A 14,049-nucleotide genomic window follows, 5' to 3' on the forward strand; every position below is an offset into this window, starting at 1 on the left:
CCCGTTCAGACGGACCGCCCGCGGACCCGGCGCACCAGCTCGGACCAGGAGCTGCCGCCGACCTCGATCGCCGCCGTCACCGGGCGCCGCACACCGTCCGCGGTGACCGCCGACAGCCCGACCGGCAGCGGCCGGCTCGTCCACCGGCACACCGTATCGAAGCGGGTTCAGGCGCGCATGGCCGGTGAGTGGTACACCGACGGGACCCGGAAGCCGGCGCACCAGTCCGTGAGCCGGGCGGCCTCGAGGTCCAGGGCACGGCGGGCGGCGGGCGGCACGTCCTGCAGCAGGCGGACCTCGACGACGCCGGCCGGGTCCTGGACCCAGCAGCCGACGACGCGGCCGTCGACCCAGGCGGTCGTGCCGGCGTTGCCCCGCCGGTCGAAGACCTCCGCGCGGTGCGGAGCGAGGTAGAAGTCGCGGTGCTGCCAGCCCATCACCGTCGGGTCGAGGACCGGGAGCAACGCGGCCCACGGGCCCGGGTCGGGGACGTCGTCGAGGTCGTCCGGCAGGAGCCACCCGGTGCCGCCGCCGTCGAGGGACACGGCGACCGCGCCGAGGGAGGCGAGGGCGGCCCGGACGATGGCCTTGGTGGCGCCGAACCACCAGACGAGGTCGTCCTCGGTGCCGGGGCCGAAGGTGAAGAGCCAGCGCCGGACGAGCTCGCGGTAGCCGTCGGCGGCCGTCCACCACGCGGGATCGGCGGCGAGCCAGGTCCGCATCGGTGTCCAGCGTGGCCGGGAGACGTGCCAGCCACCGGTGTTGACCCCGCGGGCGACGTCGCCACTGGCGCTGAGGTAGGTCAGCACGCGGGTCGCCGCGCGCGGGTCGGCGGTGGTGATCTCCATCGTGACGTCGATCATCGGCACCGCGCGGCGGATCTCGGTGGCCTGCAGGCCGTCGGGCGCGCCGGCGAGGAGGTCGAGGACGGCGGCGCGGGCCCGGTCGAGCCAGGCACCGCCGTCGGTGTCGAGGCCCGCGGTGACGACGTCCTTCACGAGGCGGGTCCGCTCGCCGGTGGCGACGCGAGCGGAGGCGCTCGGCCATACGGCCGGCAGCAGGTCGCGCGGGAACACGAAGAGTGTCCGGCGCATCGCGAGCTGCTTGACCAGGGACCGGTCCCGATAGAGCGCGCGGTCCACGTCGGCGGGCAGCACCGACGCCGACCGGGCGTGGCAGGACAGGTGGACGGTCGCCGGCTCGGTGGCGTGCAGGACCGTCATCGCCTCGGTGACGGCCTCGGGCGAGGCGGCCCGGAACGCCGGCGCGAGCGCGTGCCGGACCGCCAGCCTGGCGCGGCGCTGGTCGTCGGACACGTGGCGCATCCCGGACATGCTGCCACAGCGCGGCGGACACGACGCCCGCCGCCACGGCAGACCAGGACGGCGGACCAGGACGGCGGACCAGGACGGCGGACCAGGACGGCGGACCAGGCCCGCCGCCGCGCGGGACGGCCCACGCGGCGACGGTCGGGACGTCAGGCGCGGGCGGTGCCGAGGGCGGTCTGGATGGCCTGGACGAGAACGCTGACCACCAGGGCGACCGACGGCCGGATCGAGGACTCCTCCATGCTGACCGCGCCCGTGAAGCCGGCATTGTCGCTGATCTGCTGCAGACGGTCGTGGGCCGCGGCCGCTTCGGCGCCGCTGAGGCCGAGCGCGGGCTCCATCCGCACCGCCGCGACCAGCGCCGCGAGTGCCGCGGTGCGCTCGTCGGGAATGTCGTCCCCGGTCAGCGCGCGGCCGAGGCGGGCGCGCAGCTCGGTCTCGACGGTGGCGTCGGCGGTCGGATACCGGTGGATGTGGATGAAGCCGAGCGTCGTCTCGTCGATGTCCACGAGGATCCCGCGGCCGCACAGGTCGGCGAGGACCCGGTCGCGCAGCCCGTGGCGGAGCCGCTGCAGCCACGACGACGGCGTGTGCGGCGTGTCGGCGACGACGCGCGTGAGCACCTCGTCGGCGATCGGCTCGCCGGTCGGCGTGTCCTTGACGACCACGATCATCCCGCCGGCGTACGCCAGCCGTCCGGCGAGCGCCAGATCGACCAGGACCGCGGCGGCCATGCCCAGGTCAAGGCCGATGTGGGAACCGGTGGCCTTGCCGGTGTCGTCATCGTAGGCGAGGAGCAGCAGCTCCTCCGCCAGTGCAACGGAGCTCATGGCTCGGAACGGTAGCGCGCGTGCGCTCGTCCCGCATTACCGTGTCGGTCAGGTTGCACGGCGCTAGGGTCGGACGCGGGACCGGGTGCCGGTGGCCAGCAGGAGCAGCAGGCCCGCCATGCAGAGGGCGGCGCCCATGCCGTAGGCGGACCGGTAGCCGAAGTGCGCGGCCACGCCGAACAGCGGGCCCGCGATGATCGCACCGATCGGGAACGTGTTGGTGTAGAGCGTCGTCGCCCGGCCCGGTTCGCCGGGCAGCAGGTCCTGCACGTAGGTGATGGCGACGCCGGAGATCGCGGCGATGAACAGCGCGTTGATGATCTGGGCGGAGGCGAGGACCCAGATGTTCGGCGCGACGAAGGCGATCGCATAGTAGGCGACCCCGCACGCTGCGCCGATGAGGATCAGCGGCCGCAGGCGGAAGCGGGTCGTCAACGCGCCCAGGCCGAGCATCAGCGGGATCTCCAGGGCGGCGCAGAGGCCGAGGATGAGCCCCGCGTTGGAGGCGTCGCTGTGCAGGTCCTGGTCGACGAACAGCGGCAGCGCCTGGACGCCCAGCGTCATCGGCACCTGTACCAGGACGAATGCGACAATGGTGAGCGGCAGCACCCACCGGTGCGGCGGCTGGGCCGGCACCGCCGCGGCGTCCTGTGCGGTCGCGGGCACCTCCGCGACCGTGGCGGGGGTGTCGATGTCGTCGAGCCAGAGCACCGCGATCAGCGCCGCCACGGCGTACGTGACGGCGGCCAGCCCGTACACGAGACGGAAGCCGCCGACGTCGAGCAGCACGGCCGCGAGGGCCGGGCCACCGACCCACGCGAGGGAGAAGACGGTCCGCATGGCGCTGATGCCCATGGCCGCGCGGCCGGGGATGTCGCGTTCGAGGATCTGCCGCGCGTAGGCGAACGACTGCGGGAACAGGCAGCCGGCGACCGCGTATGCGGGGATGACCCCTGCGAGCAGCACCCAGTAGTCGCGGACGAACATCGCCGCCAGGCTGCCCGCGATGCCGGCGGCCGCACCGGCGATGAGGAGCTTGCGGCGGATCGGCCACCGGTCCGACGCCCGGCCGATGACCGAGGCCACCAGCACGCCGCTGAGCGGCGAGGCGACGAGGAAGACGGTGACCTGGACCGGGCTCGCGTGCACGGCGGTGCTGAGGAACAGCGCCAGGAACGGGAAGACGACGGCGACGGAGATGCCGACGGCGAGGAACATCAGCCCGAGCGGCACGAGGGCGGCGACGAGCGGCCGCTGACGCGGCGGTGCGGCCAAGGTCATGGCGGCACTGTACCGCTACAGATCCGTGTCGCGCGACCCGGTTTCACGCGTCTTTCACGGGCGGGGCCGCACGAGACCGGCATCGAACGCGGCGATCACCAGCTGGGCCCGGTCGCGGGCCGAAAGTTTCGCCAGCAGGTGCGTGATGTGCGACTTCACCGTCTTCACGGAGATCATCAGCGCGGTGGCGATCTTGTCGTTGGACAGGCCGCCGCCGATGAGGGTCAGCACCTCGACCTCCCGGCCGGTGAGGCGGCGCAGCGCCGCCGTCGGCCGGTCCGGGCGGGGCGCGGCGACGTAGTGCGCGACGAGCCGGGTGAGGATCGACGGCGCGAAGAGCGACTCGCCGCGGTGCGTGCGGCGGATCGCCTCGAGCAGCTCCGCCGGGCGGGCGTCCTTGAGCAGGAAGCCGGACGCGCCCGCGTGCAACGCCTCGTAGACGTACTCGTCGAGCTCGAACATGCTCAGCACCAGCACCCGCGCGCCGGCCAGCGCGGGATCGGCGCAGATGCGGCGGGTCGCCTCGAGGCCGTCCAGGCGCGGCATCCGCACGTCCATCAGGATCACGTCGGGGCGGGCCGGCCTCGCCTGCCGCACGGCGTCGGCGCCGTCGCCGGCCTCCGCGACGACCAGCAGGTCCGGCTCGTTGTTGATGATCATCGCGAGGCTGTGCCTGAGCAGCGGCTGGTCGTCGACCAGCATGACCCGGACGGCGCTCACGCGGCGTCGTCCGCGATGCGGGCGGTCACCCGGAAGCCCCCGTCGACCGGTTCGGCGACGAGGACGCCGCCGAGACCGCGGATCCGCTCCCGCAGCCCGGCGAGGCCGTGCCCGGCACCTGGCGCCGCCCGCCACCCGGCATCGGACGGGCCCGCGTCGGTCACCGCCACCACGACGAAGCGCCCGTCCCGGTGCACGGTCACCTGGACGTCGGTCGGGCCCGCGTACCGCGCCGCGTTGCTGAGCCCTTCCCGCACGGTCTTGCACACGGCGACCTGCCCGCCCTGCGACACCTCGCCGAGGTGCGGGTCGACGGTGAGCCGGGTCCGCAGCCCGGCGACCGCCGCGCCGGCCACGATCGCCGGCAGGTCGCCGAGGCCGTCCAGCGGCGCCCGGGCGGTCGGCGAGCGCAGCACGGTCAGCATCCGGCGCAGCTCCGCGGTCGCGTGCCGGCTGGCGTCCTCGATGTCGGTCAGCGCCGCCTCCACCTCGGCGGGCTTCGGCAGGTGCCGGGTCGACGCCGCACGGACCGTGATGAGCCCGAGCCCGTGGGAGATGATGTCGTGCAGGTCGCCGGCGATCCGCAGCCGCTCGGCGAGCACCGCCTCCGCCGCCGCCCACGCGGTGAGGCGCGACTCGTATGCGGCCCGGTCGGCCCGCGAGCGGCGCACCGCCCACCAGGCGGCGGCGAGTGCCCCGGCGACCAGGACCCACGGCAGCACGACCGCGCCGGGCCCGTCCCCGCCGATCGTGCACATCGCGGCGAGCAGGACCACGCCCACGGCGACGAGCACCGGCAGGGCGCTGGGACGTCCCGACGGACGCGGATGGGCGCTCATCACGCCGACTGTAGTTCTCGGACCAGGGTCTGACGGCCCACGGTCGTAGCCCGCCCCGACGATCGGAGCCCGGGCCGATGCCCGCGCGCACGGACGCCGGTTGACTCCCCCTATGATCACGATCGATCGCGTCAGCAAACGCAAGGGCGGGACGCGCATCCTGCACGACGTCACGTTCGAGGCCCGCCCCGGCAGGGTCACCGGGTTCCTCGGGCAGAACGGCGCCGGCAAGACGTCGACGCTGCGCGTCCTGCTCGGCCTGGACCGGCCCGAGCACGGCGCCGCGCTCGTCTGCGGGCGGCCGTACCGCGACCTGGACCGCCCCCTCACGACCGTCGGTGCCCTGCTGGACGGCAGCGGCGCGCACCGCGCCCGCACGGCCCGCGCCCACCTGCGCTGGGTCGCGGCCAGCAACGGCCTGCCGGGCTCCCGCGTCGCGGAGGTCCTGGAGACCGTCGGGCTGACCGGCGCGGCCGGCAAGCGGGCCGGCCGCTACTCCCTCGGCATGAGCCGCCGGCTCGGCCTGGCCACCGCGCTGCTCGGCGACCCGGCGGTGCTCGTCCTCGACGAGCCCGTCAACGGCCTCGACCCCGCCGGGATCCGCTGGATGCGGCAGTTCCTGCGCGACCAGGCCGCGCGGGGGCGCACCGTGCTGCTGTCCAGCCACCTCATAGGCGAGCTGGCCGAGACCGCCGACGACGTCGTCGTCATCCACCAGGGCCGGATCGTGGCACAGGGCGGGCTCGCCGAGGTCACCGGTGAGCACGCCACTCTGGAGGACGCGTTCTTCGCCCTCACCACCGGCGGTGCGCCGTGATGACCGGCGTGCACGCCGAGCTCCGCAAGCTGCTCGGCCTGCCGACCGCCTGGATCGGCATCGTCCTGGGCACCCTGCTCGCCCCGGCGGTCGTGCTGCTCAACGCGCCGTACATCCGCCGCGGCATCGACGACGGCACCATCACCGACACGTCGGACCTGGGCCTGCAGGACCTGGGCGTCGGCCTCATCGGCCCGATGGTCCTCGGCGTCGTCGTCATCAGCAGCGAGTACACCAACACCGGCCACGACGCGCCGCGGGCCCGCCAGCTGACCGCGACCCTCGCCGCGATGCCCGGCCGGCTGCGCCTGCTCGCCGCGAAGACCGCCGCCCTCGTGCTCGTCGCCGCGGTCCAGGCCGCGGTCACCGCCACGGCCGCCCTCACCCTCACCGAGGTCCTGCACGGCGACCGCGTGGCCGCGCCGGCGCCGGGACGGGTCGCCGCCGCCGTCCTGTACTGGACGCTGATCGCCCTGCTCTCGTTCGCCATCACGCTCATCACCCGCAACGGCGTCGTGCCGCTCACGTTCCTCATCGTGAACAGCACCGTGGTGTCCGTCTCATACCTGCTGACGAAGGTCACCGACGCGGCGGCGTACCTGCCGGACATCGTCGGCGCGCAGATGTTCCTGCACACGCCGGACTTCCCCGTCCGCATCGCCCCCGTCACCGCGGGCCTGGTCATGACGGCGTGGATCGCCGCGCTGCTCGCCGTGGGCGCGGTCCTGTTCCAGCGGCGCGACGCGTGACGCCGCTGCACGCCGAGCTGCGCAAGCTGGTGACGTTGCCGTCGCTGCGGCTCACGGCGCTGCTGACGCTGCTGGCCGCACTGCTGCTGGCGTACCTGGACGCGCCGCAACCGCTCCGATACGTCCAGGCCGGGTTCCTGGTCCTCGGCGTCCTCGCCGCGGCGTCCGAGCACCAGGGCGGCGACCAGATCCGCACGACGCTGCTCGCCGTGCCGCGCCGATTCCGCCTGTACGCCGCGAAGATCGCCGCCCTGATCCTGGCAACGGCACCGGTCGCGCTGCTCGCGGACCCCCGGCACGCGGGCCACCTGGTCCTCGCCACACTGCTCGGCAGCGCCGCCGGCACCCTGCTCCGCCGCGCGGAGGCGGCCACGGTGCTGGTCCTCGCCGGGTGCTACGTCCCGGGCCTGCTCCTGCGCGGCTGGCCGCCGTCGTCGACGGCCACCGCGGCCTGCACGGCCGGCGCCGTCACCCTCGCGGGGTACGTGTTCCACCGGCGCGACGCATAATTTCGGCGAGCCTGTCGAGAATGTGGTGTCGGCTCCGTCCCAGCGGGACAACACGGTCACGACACCGAAGGAGCACATCGTGAAGTACCTGCTGCTGAAGCACTACCGTGGCGGTCCCACCCCGGTCGAGGACTACCCGCCCATGGACCAGTGGGCACCTGACGAGGTCGACGCGCACATCCAGTACATGCGCGACTTCGCGAACCGGCTGCAGCAGTCCGGCGAGTTCGTCGACGAGCGGGCGCTGACCGCCGAGGGCGCCTTCGTCCGCCACGACGGGGAGGGCCGCCCGCCGGTGACCGACGGGCCGTTCGCCGAGACGAAGGACCTCATCGCCGGCTGGATGATCATCGACGTGGCGTCGTGGGACCGGGCAGTCGAGCTGGCCGGCGAGCTGTCGGCCGCGCCCGGGTACCGCGGCCGCCCGGTCCGCGAGTGGCTGGAGGTCCGGCCGCTGTTCTCCGAGTCCTTCAACGCCACCGAATGAACGAGTCGCTGCTGCGGGAGCTCGTGCCCGCGGTCATCGGGGTCCTCGTCCGGCGCGGAGCGGATTTCGCGTCGGCCGAGGACGCCGTGCAGGAGGCACTGATCCGCGCCCTGCAGGTGTGGCCGGAGGACCCGCCCCGCGACCCGAAGGCGTGGCTCGTCACGGCCGCCTGGCACAAGTTCGTCGACGCCGCCCGCGCCGAGGCGTCCCGCCGCGGCCGGGAGGTCGCCGTGCAGGTCGAGCCGCCCGCCGGGCCGGCGCCGGAGACCGACGACACGCTGCGGCTCTACTTCCTGTGCGCGCACCCCGACCTGGCGCCCGCGGCGGCGGTCGCGCTCACGCTGCGCGCGGTCGGCGGGCTCACCACGCGGCAGATCGCCTCCGCCTACCTCGTCCCCGAGGCGACCATGGCGCAGCGGATCAGCCGCGCGAAGCGCCGCATCGCCGGCGATCCGCTCGACCGCCCCGGCGACCTCGCGACGGTGCTGCGCGTGCTGTACCTCGTGTTCAACGAGGGCTACAGCGGCGACGTCGACCTGGCCGCCGAGGCGATCCGGCTCACCCGGCAGCTGGCCGCGCTCACCGACGCCCCCGAGGTCGCGGGCCTGCTCGCGCTGATGCTGCTGCACCACGCCCGGCGCGCCTCCCGGACCGGACCGGGCGGCCGCCTGGTGCCGCTCGGCATGCAGGACCGGTCCCGCTGGGACACCGCCCTGATCGCCGAGGGCGTGACGATCCTGCAGGCGGCGCTGGCCCGCGACCAGCTCGGCCAGTATCAGGCGCAGGCCGCGATCGCCGCCCTGCACGCCGACGCCCGCACGACGGAGTCGACCGACTGGGTCCAGATCGTCGAGTGGTACGACGAGCTGCTCCCCCTCAGCGGCGACAGTCCCGTGGTGCGGCTCAACCGGGCGGTCGCGGTCGGCGAGGCGGACGGCCCGCGCGCCGGCCTCGCCGCACTGTCCGATGTGGACCCCGCCGTCCCCCGGTACGCCGCGGCGGCCGCGTATCTGCACGAACGGGCCGGCGACACCGGACGGGCGGCCGAGCTGTACGCCGCGGCCGCCCGCCTCGCCACCAGCGTGCCGGAGCGCGACCACCTCACCCGGGAGGCCGCCCGCGTCCGGCACCACTGACGCACGAGGGCCCGGCGCACAGCGCGCCGGGCCCTCGATGATGACGCGCCGGTTATCAGTCCAGCCAGTTCCATTCCTGGGGGTCGGTGAGCGGCACAGCCTTCTGCCACGGCGAGTAGGTGCCGGGAGCGGACGCCGCGTACCAGGCGGCCTGACCGCCGAGCGCCTTGTATCCGGCCCCCATGTTCTGCTTGTTGAACATCTGCTGCGCCCAGGTCATGTTGACCTCCGCGCCGGACCTCGTCTGACGCGTGAGCCGCATGCCCGGAATCAGCTTGCCGGAGAAGTAGTCGATGGCGATGCCGCCGGCCGTGCTCGGCGCGGCGGGCTCGGCGTCCAGGAGGCGCCCGGTGCTGAGCTTCGCGCCGAACACGGTCCGCGCGTCCCACATCAGCGGCGACGACGCGGCGAACAGCTCCTTGCCGCCCGCGTCGGTGGCGGTGATGCTGCCGTTCGCGTTGGCCACCACCCGCACGCCGGTGCCGCGCAGCCCGAACTTCAGCGCGCGGACCGCCGGGTTCGCCGCGGCGGCCGCGTTGCGCACCACCAGGACGTGGCTGAACCCGTCGACGGAGGCGGTGACCTCCAGGTCGGCGCCCGGCAGGACGTCGCGGTAGGTCGCGGTGCTGCCGGACAGGACCGGCACCGGCAGGGTCCCCGGCCAGGTCAGCTCCAGCCGGCCGCACCGTTGCTCGCGGAGACCAGCGGCGTGGCGGCGCCGCCGGCGGACAGGGCGATCGGGAAGATCGGCGCGACGGGCGCGATGCTGCCGTCGGCGTTACGGCGCAGCGTGGCGTCGGCGTCGACCCACTCCCCGCCGCCGGTCTTGGCGAACCGCGGCCGGACCGACTGCTCGTTGGTGAACGTGCCGTCCGGGTTGGCGAACACCTGCGTGTGCTCGGTGCGCTCCGACATCGCCTCGACCCGGCGCCCGCAGGCCCGGGCGGCGGCGGTCGCGGCGGCGGTGGTGGCCGCGTTCGCCGGACAGTCGGGTTGTTGCTGCTGGACGGGTGCGGCGGCGGCGGAGACCGCGGGCAGCACCGCGGCGGACGTGGCCAGCAGTAAGGCGGCGGCAGCGAAAAGGGCACGCTGACGCCAAACCAGAATACGCATCGGGTCGATCCCCCGTGATCATCGAAACGTTGGTGACCGCAACCTAGAGCCGCTCATCGGCAACTGGCAATGCCGCGATCTCCACCCGCCGCCGACCGTCACGGCCACGTCACGGAGAACGAGCACGTGACGCCGCATCGGAGTAGACCTCTCCATCGATGTGATTCACGCCACACGATGCAACCACTCAACCGAAAAGCGCCGCAACCGGACAGCCGCCCACCGACCCCCGTCGCGACAGCCGCCCGCGGATCATCGGACCCGGCCGAGGGCCCTAAAGTCCCTGGATGGGCTTCTTCGGCACGTACCTGCTGGCGCGGTCGGCGCGCCCGCTCACCGACGAGGAGGCGGTGCTCGGCTTCGGGTTCAAGCACGACCGGCTGTTCCGTGTCGGCGGCGAGTGGCAGCTGCTGGTGACCAGGGGACTGCTCGACCCGCCGGACCTCGCCGAGGCCGCCGAACGGTTCGTCGCGGCCACCGGGCGGGCGGTGCTCGCCGCGTATGTCAGCGACAACCACTGTCACGGCGTGCACGGCCTGACGCCGGACGGCCCGCCGACGTCGTTCCACCTGCCCACCGACCTGTCGGAATGCGGCTACGAGCACCGGCCCCAACCGGAGGCCCGGTCGGTCGGGGCGGTCACCGCGGATCTCGTACGGTGGGCGCGCGCGGCCGGACTGGTGCCGGACCTCGAGGCGGTCCGGACGGTCGCGACGTTCCGCCTGCGGGGCGTTTTCGGTCACGACGTGGTGCCACTGTGGCTGCTGCCGGCGTTCGGGCTGGCGGCGGCGACCGAGCCGGAGCCGACCTGGATCGACCCTGACGCATCGCCGTGGCGCGAGGTCGTCGGCTTCTACGGGGTCGCGTGGCACGCCCACGGGCGGCGAATCGGGCGCAGCGTCAACAACACGGTGGAGCGGCCATGGGAGCAGGTCGCCGTCGCGCTGGAGGCGGAGATCTGGGGTGCCCGGCACCGCCCCGGCGCGGACATGGACGCGCTGCGGGAGCGGATCGGGTGGGTGTGCCGGTCGTACGCGGCGACCGAAGGCCAGCCCTGACAGACGGTCAGTGGGCGTCCGGCACACCCGCGAACGTCGACGGGACCGAGAGGCTGCGCCATCTGGACAGCGGCCAGCAGGTGACGAAGGCGCGGCCCACCACGCGGTCGACCGGGACGGTGCCGTTGGCGGCGGGCAGGTGGGCGCGGGAGTCGGCGGAGGCGCTGCGGTGGTCGCCCATGACGAAGAGGCGGCCGGCGGCGACCGTCACGTCGAACGGGGTCGTGGAGGGCACGTCGCCGGGGTAGAGGTAGTCCTCGTCGAGGGCGGCGCCGTTGACGGTGATGCGGTGCTGGTCGTCGCAGCAGATGACGCGGTCGCCGGCGACGCCGATGACGCGTTTGATGTAGTCCTCGTCGGTGCCCGCGGACCATTCGGCGGGCGGGCGGAAGACGATGATCTCGCCGCGGGCCGGGTCACGGAAGCGGTAGAGCACCTTGTTGACGATGACCTTGTCGTCGATGATCAGCGTCTGCTCCATCGAGCCGGACGGGATGAAGAACGTCTGGATCAGGAAGGTCCTCACGACGACCGCGATCAGCGCCGCCACCACGAGCATGACGAGGTTCGACGTCCAGCGCGACCGCCCGCTCTTCACATTCCCCGTTGCAGGCACGCACGCAGCGTACATCGTCGATGCCAGTGGATGGTGTAGAGCCCGCGGGCGCGGGCATCTGACCGGGTCCCGCAAGAGCCCCGGACCAAGGAGCGATCGCGATGTCGCACCATCTCGACTCCCCCGCCGCCAGGCGGGACGTCCGCCTGGACATCAGCGACCTGTACGTCTTCCGCGGCGAGCGCGGCACCGTGTTCGTCATGAACGTCAACCACTCGATCGCCACCGAGGTCACCGGCCACCAGGTGCCGGCGGGGTTCCACCCGGACGCGCAGTACGACTTCAAGGTGGACACCAACGGCGACGCGATCGAGGACCTCACCTTCCGGTTCACCTTCGACGGCCGGGCGCTGCAGTTGCGCGGGCTCGCCGGTGCGCAGGCCACGCAGCCCGAGGCGCGGGGAACCCTGCTGGCCGAGGGCGTCGTCGGCACGGCCGTCGAAGGCCCCGACGGGCTGCGGTTGTGGACGGGCAGGGCCGGCGACCCGTTCTGGATCGAGCCCGGCGTCCTGCACGCGATCGGCCACGCCCTGACCGACGGCACCCGCGCCGACCTGCCGGGCCCGGCGCAGGCGCGGAACCTGTTCGCCGGTCACACGGTGTACAGCATCGTGCTGGAGCTACCGGACCGGCAGCTGCCGTATCCGCACAGCGTGAACGTCTGGGCCCGGACGAACCTCGCGACCGACGCCGGCGGCTGGCGGCAGGTCAACCGGGCCGGTCACCCGATGATCCATCCGCTGTTCACCCAGTTCAACGAGGATCTGGGCGACGAGTTCAACGCCGCCGAGCCGGCCGACGACGCCGCCGGCTACGGCAAGCTCTTCGCCGACGCGGTGGCGGCGGTCGTCGCGGCCTACGGCACGGCGACGGATCCGGGTGCCTACGGGGCGTCCGTCGCGGCGCGGCTGCTGCCGGACGTGCTGCCCTACACGGTCGGGACTGCGGCGAACTACGGCTTCAACGGCCGGGCGCTGACCGACAACGCGCCGGACGTGATGTTCTCCCTCGCCACCAACACGCCGGTGACGATCGGCCTGGGCCGGGAGTCGGTCACCAGTCCGCCGCGGCGGCAGTTCCCCTACATGCCCGAGGCCGCCGGCCCGACCGCCACCGTGTAGCGCGGCGCTCCGGCACCTGAGCGAAGGCACCTGAACAGAGACACCTGAACGGGGGCACGGAGCGCCGCGGCGGTCTACAGGTCGAACTCGCCGGGCGCGATGCCGACGGCGAAGCACGCCTCCCGGACGGCCTTCTTCTCGTTGTCGTCGAAGTTGCCGTCCGCGCCGCCGATGATGATGCCGATCTGGATCACCGCACGGGCGTGGTCGGGCTTCGACTTGAGCTTCGCGATCGTCGCGATCGCCTCGACCTTGCCGAACTCGAAGTCGCGGATCAGCCGGTCGGCGTAGAAGGCGAACTTCTGCCGCAGCTCGTCGGGCGGGAAGATGGACAGGATGTCGTTACTCGTGATCACACCCTCGGTCCGCTGCCGCTCGGCCGGGTCGATGCTGCCGTCGGCCGCGGCGATGAGCGCGCACATCGCCATGCTCGCGTTGGCGAACTCCTTGCTCTTGAACTGGCCGGCCCGGGTCTTGAGCTGGCCGCTCATCTCCTGTGTCCGGCTCTTGAGCTGGTCGAAAAAGCCCATGTCATTCCCCCATCACGTGGGCGGACGCCCGATCCCCACCAGAGCGACCCGCGCGGCAAGCCTACCCGCGCCGCCTGGACATCAGCTGTGAACGCGCTGCCTGAGCGGCTCGCCCGGACCGCCCGTGGGTGGGATGAGGCGGCCGAGGGATACGAGGCGTACTACGTCCCGCGCTTCGCCCCGTGGGTCGCGACGGCCGTGGCCGCCGTGACGGTTGAGCCGTTGCCGGACGGGCCGGTGCTGGTGCCGTGCTGCGGCACGTTCCCCGAGCTGGACGCGCTCGCCGCCGCTCTGCCCGGCCGGGACCTCACCGGCATCGACCTGTCCGCGGGCATGGTCGGCCTGGCGAGGCGCCGGGCCGCCGGCAGGCCCGGGGTCACCGTCGAGCAGGGCGACGCGTCGACGCTCGACCCGCGGTGGACGGGCCGGTGCGCGGCGGTCGTGTCCGTGTTCGGCCTGCAGCAGCTCCCCGAGCCCGACGCCGCCGTCGCGTCCTGGGCGGCGGCGCTGCGCCCGGGCGGCCTGCTGTCGGTCGTGTTCTGGCCGCGGCACACCGAGGACGAGGGGCCGTTCGCCCTGATCGGCTCGCTCGTGCCGGGTGGTGGCGACGACACCTGGCAGGACCGGCTCGTCCCGGCGCTGACGGCGGCCGGCGCCGCCGTCGAGCGGGACGCGCCGCTGGCTCACCCGATGTCCCACCCGGACGCGGCCACCTTCTTCGCCGCCCACACCCGCGACGGGCCGATGCGGCCTCTGGCCACCGCCCGCGGCGAGGCGTTCACCGCGCGGCTGCGGGCCGAGTTCGTGCGCCGCTCCCCCGGCGGCGAGCTGCGGCACCGGCCGAGCGCCCGGCACCTCGTCGCCCGCCGCACCGCCCGGCCCACCTGAGCGGGTCCACAGTGGACGAGGCGGTGC

At 73.7% G+C, this 14,049-nt stretch carries 18 protein-coding genes; 8 read left to right on the forward strand and 10 right to left on the reverse strand.

What is annotated here, in order from left to right; translation table 11 throughout:
• Positions 1 to 5: 5 nt before the first annotated feature.
• The 6 genes from ACZ6TV_RS27850 to ACZ6TV_RS27875 form a co-directional block, all read right to left on the reverse strand.
• A complete protein-coding gene (locus ACZ6TV_RS27850; protein WP_465300227.1) occupies positions 6 to 152 on the reverse strand; it encodes a hypothetical protein in 147 nt (48 codons plus the stop codon).
• 15 nt (positions 153 to 167) lie between these two features.
• The gene (locus ACZ6TV_RS27855; protein WP_465300228.1) at positions 168 to 1,325 is read right to left on the reverse strand and encodes a winged helix DNA-binding domain-containing protein; all 1,158 of its coding nucleotides are present in this window, start codon (positions 1,323 to 1,325) and stop codon (positions 168 to 170) included.
• 152 nt (positions 1,326 to 1,477) lie between these two features.
• Entirely contained in the window at positions 1,478 to 2,158 is a 681-nt protein-coding gene (locus ACZ6TV_RS27860) for a GOLPH3/VPS74 family protein (protein ID WP_465300229.1), read from the reverse strand.
• A gap of 63 nt (positions 2,159 to 2,221) precedes the next feature.
• A complete protein-coding gene (locus ACZ6TV_RS27865) occupies positions 2,222 to 3,439 on the reverse strand; it encodes a sugar efflux transporter (RefSeq protein ID WP_465300230.1) in 1,218 nt (405 codons plus the stop codon).
• A gap of 54 nt (positions 3,440 to 3,493) precedes the next feature.
• Complete coding sequence (locus ACZ6TV_RS27870) at positions 3,494 to 4,141, reverse strand: response regulator (RefSeq protein WP_465300408.1); 648 nt, start codon at positions 4,139 to 4,141, stop codon at positions 3,494 to 3,496.
• A gap of 14 nt (positions 4,142 to 4,155) precedes the next feature.
• On the reverse strand, positions 4,156 to 4,998 hold the full coding sequence (locus ACZ6TV_RS27875; protein WP_465300231.1) for a sensor histidine kinase: 843 nt from the start codon (positions 4,996 to 4,998) through the stop codon (positions 4,156 to 4,158).
• 112 nt (positions 4,999 to 5,110) lie between these two features.
• Between ACZ6TV_RS27875 and ACZ6TV_RS27880 the strand changes: the two genes are divergently transcribed.
• The 5 genes from ACZ6TV_RS27880 to ACZ6TV_RS27900 all read left to right on the forward strand — a co-directional run bounded on the left by ACZ6TV_RS27880 (position 5,111) and on the right by ACZ6TV_RS27900 (position 8,696).
• Positions 5,111 to 5,815, forward strand: a complete 705-nt coding sequence (locus ACZ6TV_RS27880; protein ID WP_465300232.1) for an ABC transporter ATP-binding protein — start codon at positions 5,111 to 5,113, stop codon at positions 5,813 to 5,815.
• Complete coding sequence (locus ACZ6TV_RS27885) at positions 5,815 to 6,564, forward strand: hypothetical protein (RefSeq protein WP_465300233.1); 750 nt, start codon at positions 5,815 to 5,817, stop codon at positions 6,562 to 6,564. Before ACZ6TV_RS27880 ends, ACZ6TV_RS27885 begins: the two co-directional genes overlap by 1 nt.
• The gene (locus ACZ6TV_RS27890; protein WP_465300234.1) at positions 6,561 to 7,073 is read left to right on the forward strand and encodes a hypothetical protein; all 513 of its coding nucleotides are present in this window, start codon (positions 6,561 to 6,563) and stop codon (positions 7,071 to 7,073) included. Before ACZ6TV_RS27885 ends, ACZ6TV_RS27890 begins: the two co-directional genes overlap by 4 nt.
• Before the next feature lie 76 nt (positions 7,074 to 7,149).
• Complete coding sequence (locus ACZ6TV_RS27895) at positions 7,150 to 7,560, forward strand: YciI family protein (protein ID WP_465300409.1); 411 nt, start codon at positions 7,150 to 7,152, stop codon at positions 7,558 to 7,560.
• Positions 7,557 to 8,696, forward strand: coding sequence for an RNA polymerase sigma factor (locus ACZ6TV_RS27900; protein ID WP_465300235.1), 1,140 nt, complete (start codon positions 7,557 to 7,559; stop codon positions 8,694 to 8,696). Before ACZ6TV_RS27895 ends, ACZ6TV_RS27900 begins: the two co-directional genes overlap by 4 nt.
• Before the next feature lie 55 nt (positions 8,697 to 8,751).
• Here ACZ6TV_RS27900 and ACZ6TV_RS27905 read toward each other — a convergent pair whose 3' ends face one another.
• Both ACZ6TV_RS27905 and ACZ6TV_RS27910 read right to left on the reverse strand, forming a co-directional pair.
• Positions 8,752 to 9,342, reverse strand: coding sequence for a hypothetical protein (locus ACZ6TV_RS27905; protein ID WP_465300236.1), 591 nt, complete (start codon positions 9,340 to 9,342; stop codon positions 8,752 to 8,754).
• Between the two features lie 20 nt (positions 9,343 to 9,362).
• Positions 9,363 to 9,809, reverse strand: coding sequence for a hypothetical protein (locus ACZ6TV_RS27910; RefSeq protein WP_465300237.1), 447 nt, complete (start codon positions 9,807 to 9,809; stop codon positions 9,363 to 9,365).
• A 287-nt stretch (positions 9,810 to 10,096) separates the two neighbouring features.
• Here ACZ6TV_RS27910 and ACZ6TV_RS27915 point away from each other — a divergent pair, with 287 nt between their 5' ends.
• The gene (locus ACZ6TV_RS27915) at positions 10,097 to 10,867 is read left to right on the forward strand and encodes a hypothetical protein (protein ID WP_465300238.1); all 771 of its coding nucleotides are present in this window, start codon (positions 10,097 to 10,099) and stop codon (positions 10,865 to 10,867) included.
• A 7-nt stretch (positions 10,868 to 10,874) separates the two neighbouring features.
• Here ACZ6TV_RS27915 and lepB read toward each other — a convergent pair whose 3' ends face one another.
• Positions 10,875 to 11,426, reverse strand: coding sequence for a signal peptidase I (lepB, locus tag ACZ6TV_RS27920; protein WP_465300410.1), 552 nt, complete (start codon positions 11,424 to 11,426; stop codon positions 10,875 to 10,877).
• Positions 11,427 to 11,584: 158 nt separating this feature from the next.
• On the opposite strand from lepB, the gene ACZ6TV_RS27925 reads away from it, so the two are divergent.
• Positions 11,585 to 12,604 carry a DUF4331 family protein gene (locus ACZ6TV_RS27925; protein ID WP_465300239.1) on the forward strand — a complete coding sequence of 340 codons (1,020 nt, stop codon included), beginning with the start codon at positions 11,585 to 11,587 and terminating at the stop codon, positions 12,602 to 12,604.
• A 74-nt stretch (positions 12,605 to 12,678) separates the two neighbouring features.
• On the opposite strand, the gene ACZ6TV_RS27930 is transcribed toward ACZ6TV_RS27925, so the two are convergent.
• On the reverse strand, positions 12,679 to 13,134 hold the full coding sequence (locus ACZ6TV_RS27930; protein WP_465300240.1) for a tellurite resistance TerB family protein: 456 nt from the start codon (positions 13,132 to 13,134) through the stop codon (positions 12,679 to 12,681).
• An 87-nt stretch (positions 13,135 to 13,221) separates the two neighbouring features.
• On the opposite strand from ACZ6TV_RS27930, the gene ACZ6TV_RS27935 reads away from it, so the two are divergent.
• Entirely contained in the window at positions 13,222 to 14,022 is an 801-nt protein-coding gene (locus tag ACZ6TV_RS27935) for a class I SAM-dependent methyltransferase (RefSeq protein WP_465300241.1), read from the forward strand.
• The last annotated feature ends 27 nt before the right edge of the window (positions 14,023 to 14,049 follow it).

The organism is Dactylosporangium sp. NPDC051087 (assembly GCF_055586325.1).

Excerpts from the sequence above, each read along its gene's own strand:
- ACZ6TV_RS27855 (WP_465300228.1), bottom strand. The coding sequence starts at position 1,325 with ATGCGCCACGTGTCCGACGACCAGCGCCGCGCCAGGCTGGCGGTCCGG.
- ACZ6TV_RS27860 (WP_465300229.1), bottom strand. The coding sequence starts at position 2,158 with ATGAGCTCCGTTGCACTGGCGGAGGAGCTGCTGCTCCTCGCCTACGAT.
- ACZ6TV_RS27865 (WP_465300230.1), bottom strand. The coding sequence starts at position 3,439 with ATGACCTTGGCCGCACCGCCGCGTCAGCGGCCGCTCGTCGCCGCCCTC.
- ACZ6TV_RS27870 (WP_465300408.1), bottom strand. The coding sequence starts at position 4,141 with ATGCTGGTCGACGACCAGCCGCTGCTCAGGCACAGCCTCGCGATGATC.
- ACZ6TV_RS27875 (WP_465300231.1), bottom strand. The coding sequence starts at position 4,998 with ATGAGCGCCCATCCGCGTCCGTCGGGACGTCCCAGCGCCCTGCCGGTG.
- ACZ6TV_RS27880 (WP_465300232.1), top strand. The coding sequence starts at position 5,111 with ATGATCACGATCGATCGCGTCAGCAAACGCAAGGGCGGGACGCGCATC.
- ACZ6TV_RS27885 (WP_465300233.1), top strand. The coding sequence starts at position 5,815 with ATGACCGGCGTGCACGCCGAGCTCCGCAAGCTGCTCGGCCTGCCGACC.
- ACZ6TV_RS27900 (WP_465300235.1), top strand. The coding sequence starts at position 7,557 with ATGAACGAGTCGCTGCTGCGGGAGCTCGTGCCCGCGGTCATCGGGGTC.
- ACZ6TV_RS27910 (WP_465300237.1), bottom strand. The coding sequence starts at position 9,809 with ATGCGTATTCTGGTTTGGCGTCAGCGTGCCCTTTTCGCTGCCGCCGCC.
- ACZ6TV_RS27915 (WP_465300238.1), top strand. The coding sequence starts at position 10,097 with ATGGGCTTCTTCGGCACGTACCTGCTGGCGCGGTCGGCGCGCCCGCTC.
- lepB (WP_465300410.1), bottom strand. The coding sequence starts at position 11,426 with ATGCTCGTGGTGGCGGCGCTGATCGCGGTCGTCGTGAGGACCTTCCTG.
- ACZ6TV_RS27925 (WP_465300239.1), top strand. The coding sequence starts at position 11,585 with ATGTCGCACCATCTCGACTCCCCCGCCGCCAGGCGGGACGTCCGCCTG.
- ACZ6TV_RS27930 (WP_465300240.1), bottom strand. The coding sequence starts at position 13,134 with ATGGGCTTTTTCGACCAGCTCAAGAGCCGGACACAGGAGATGAGCGGC.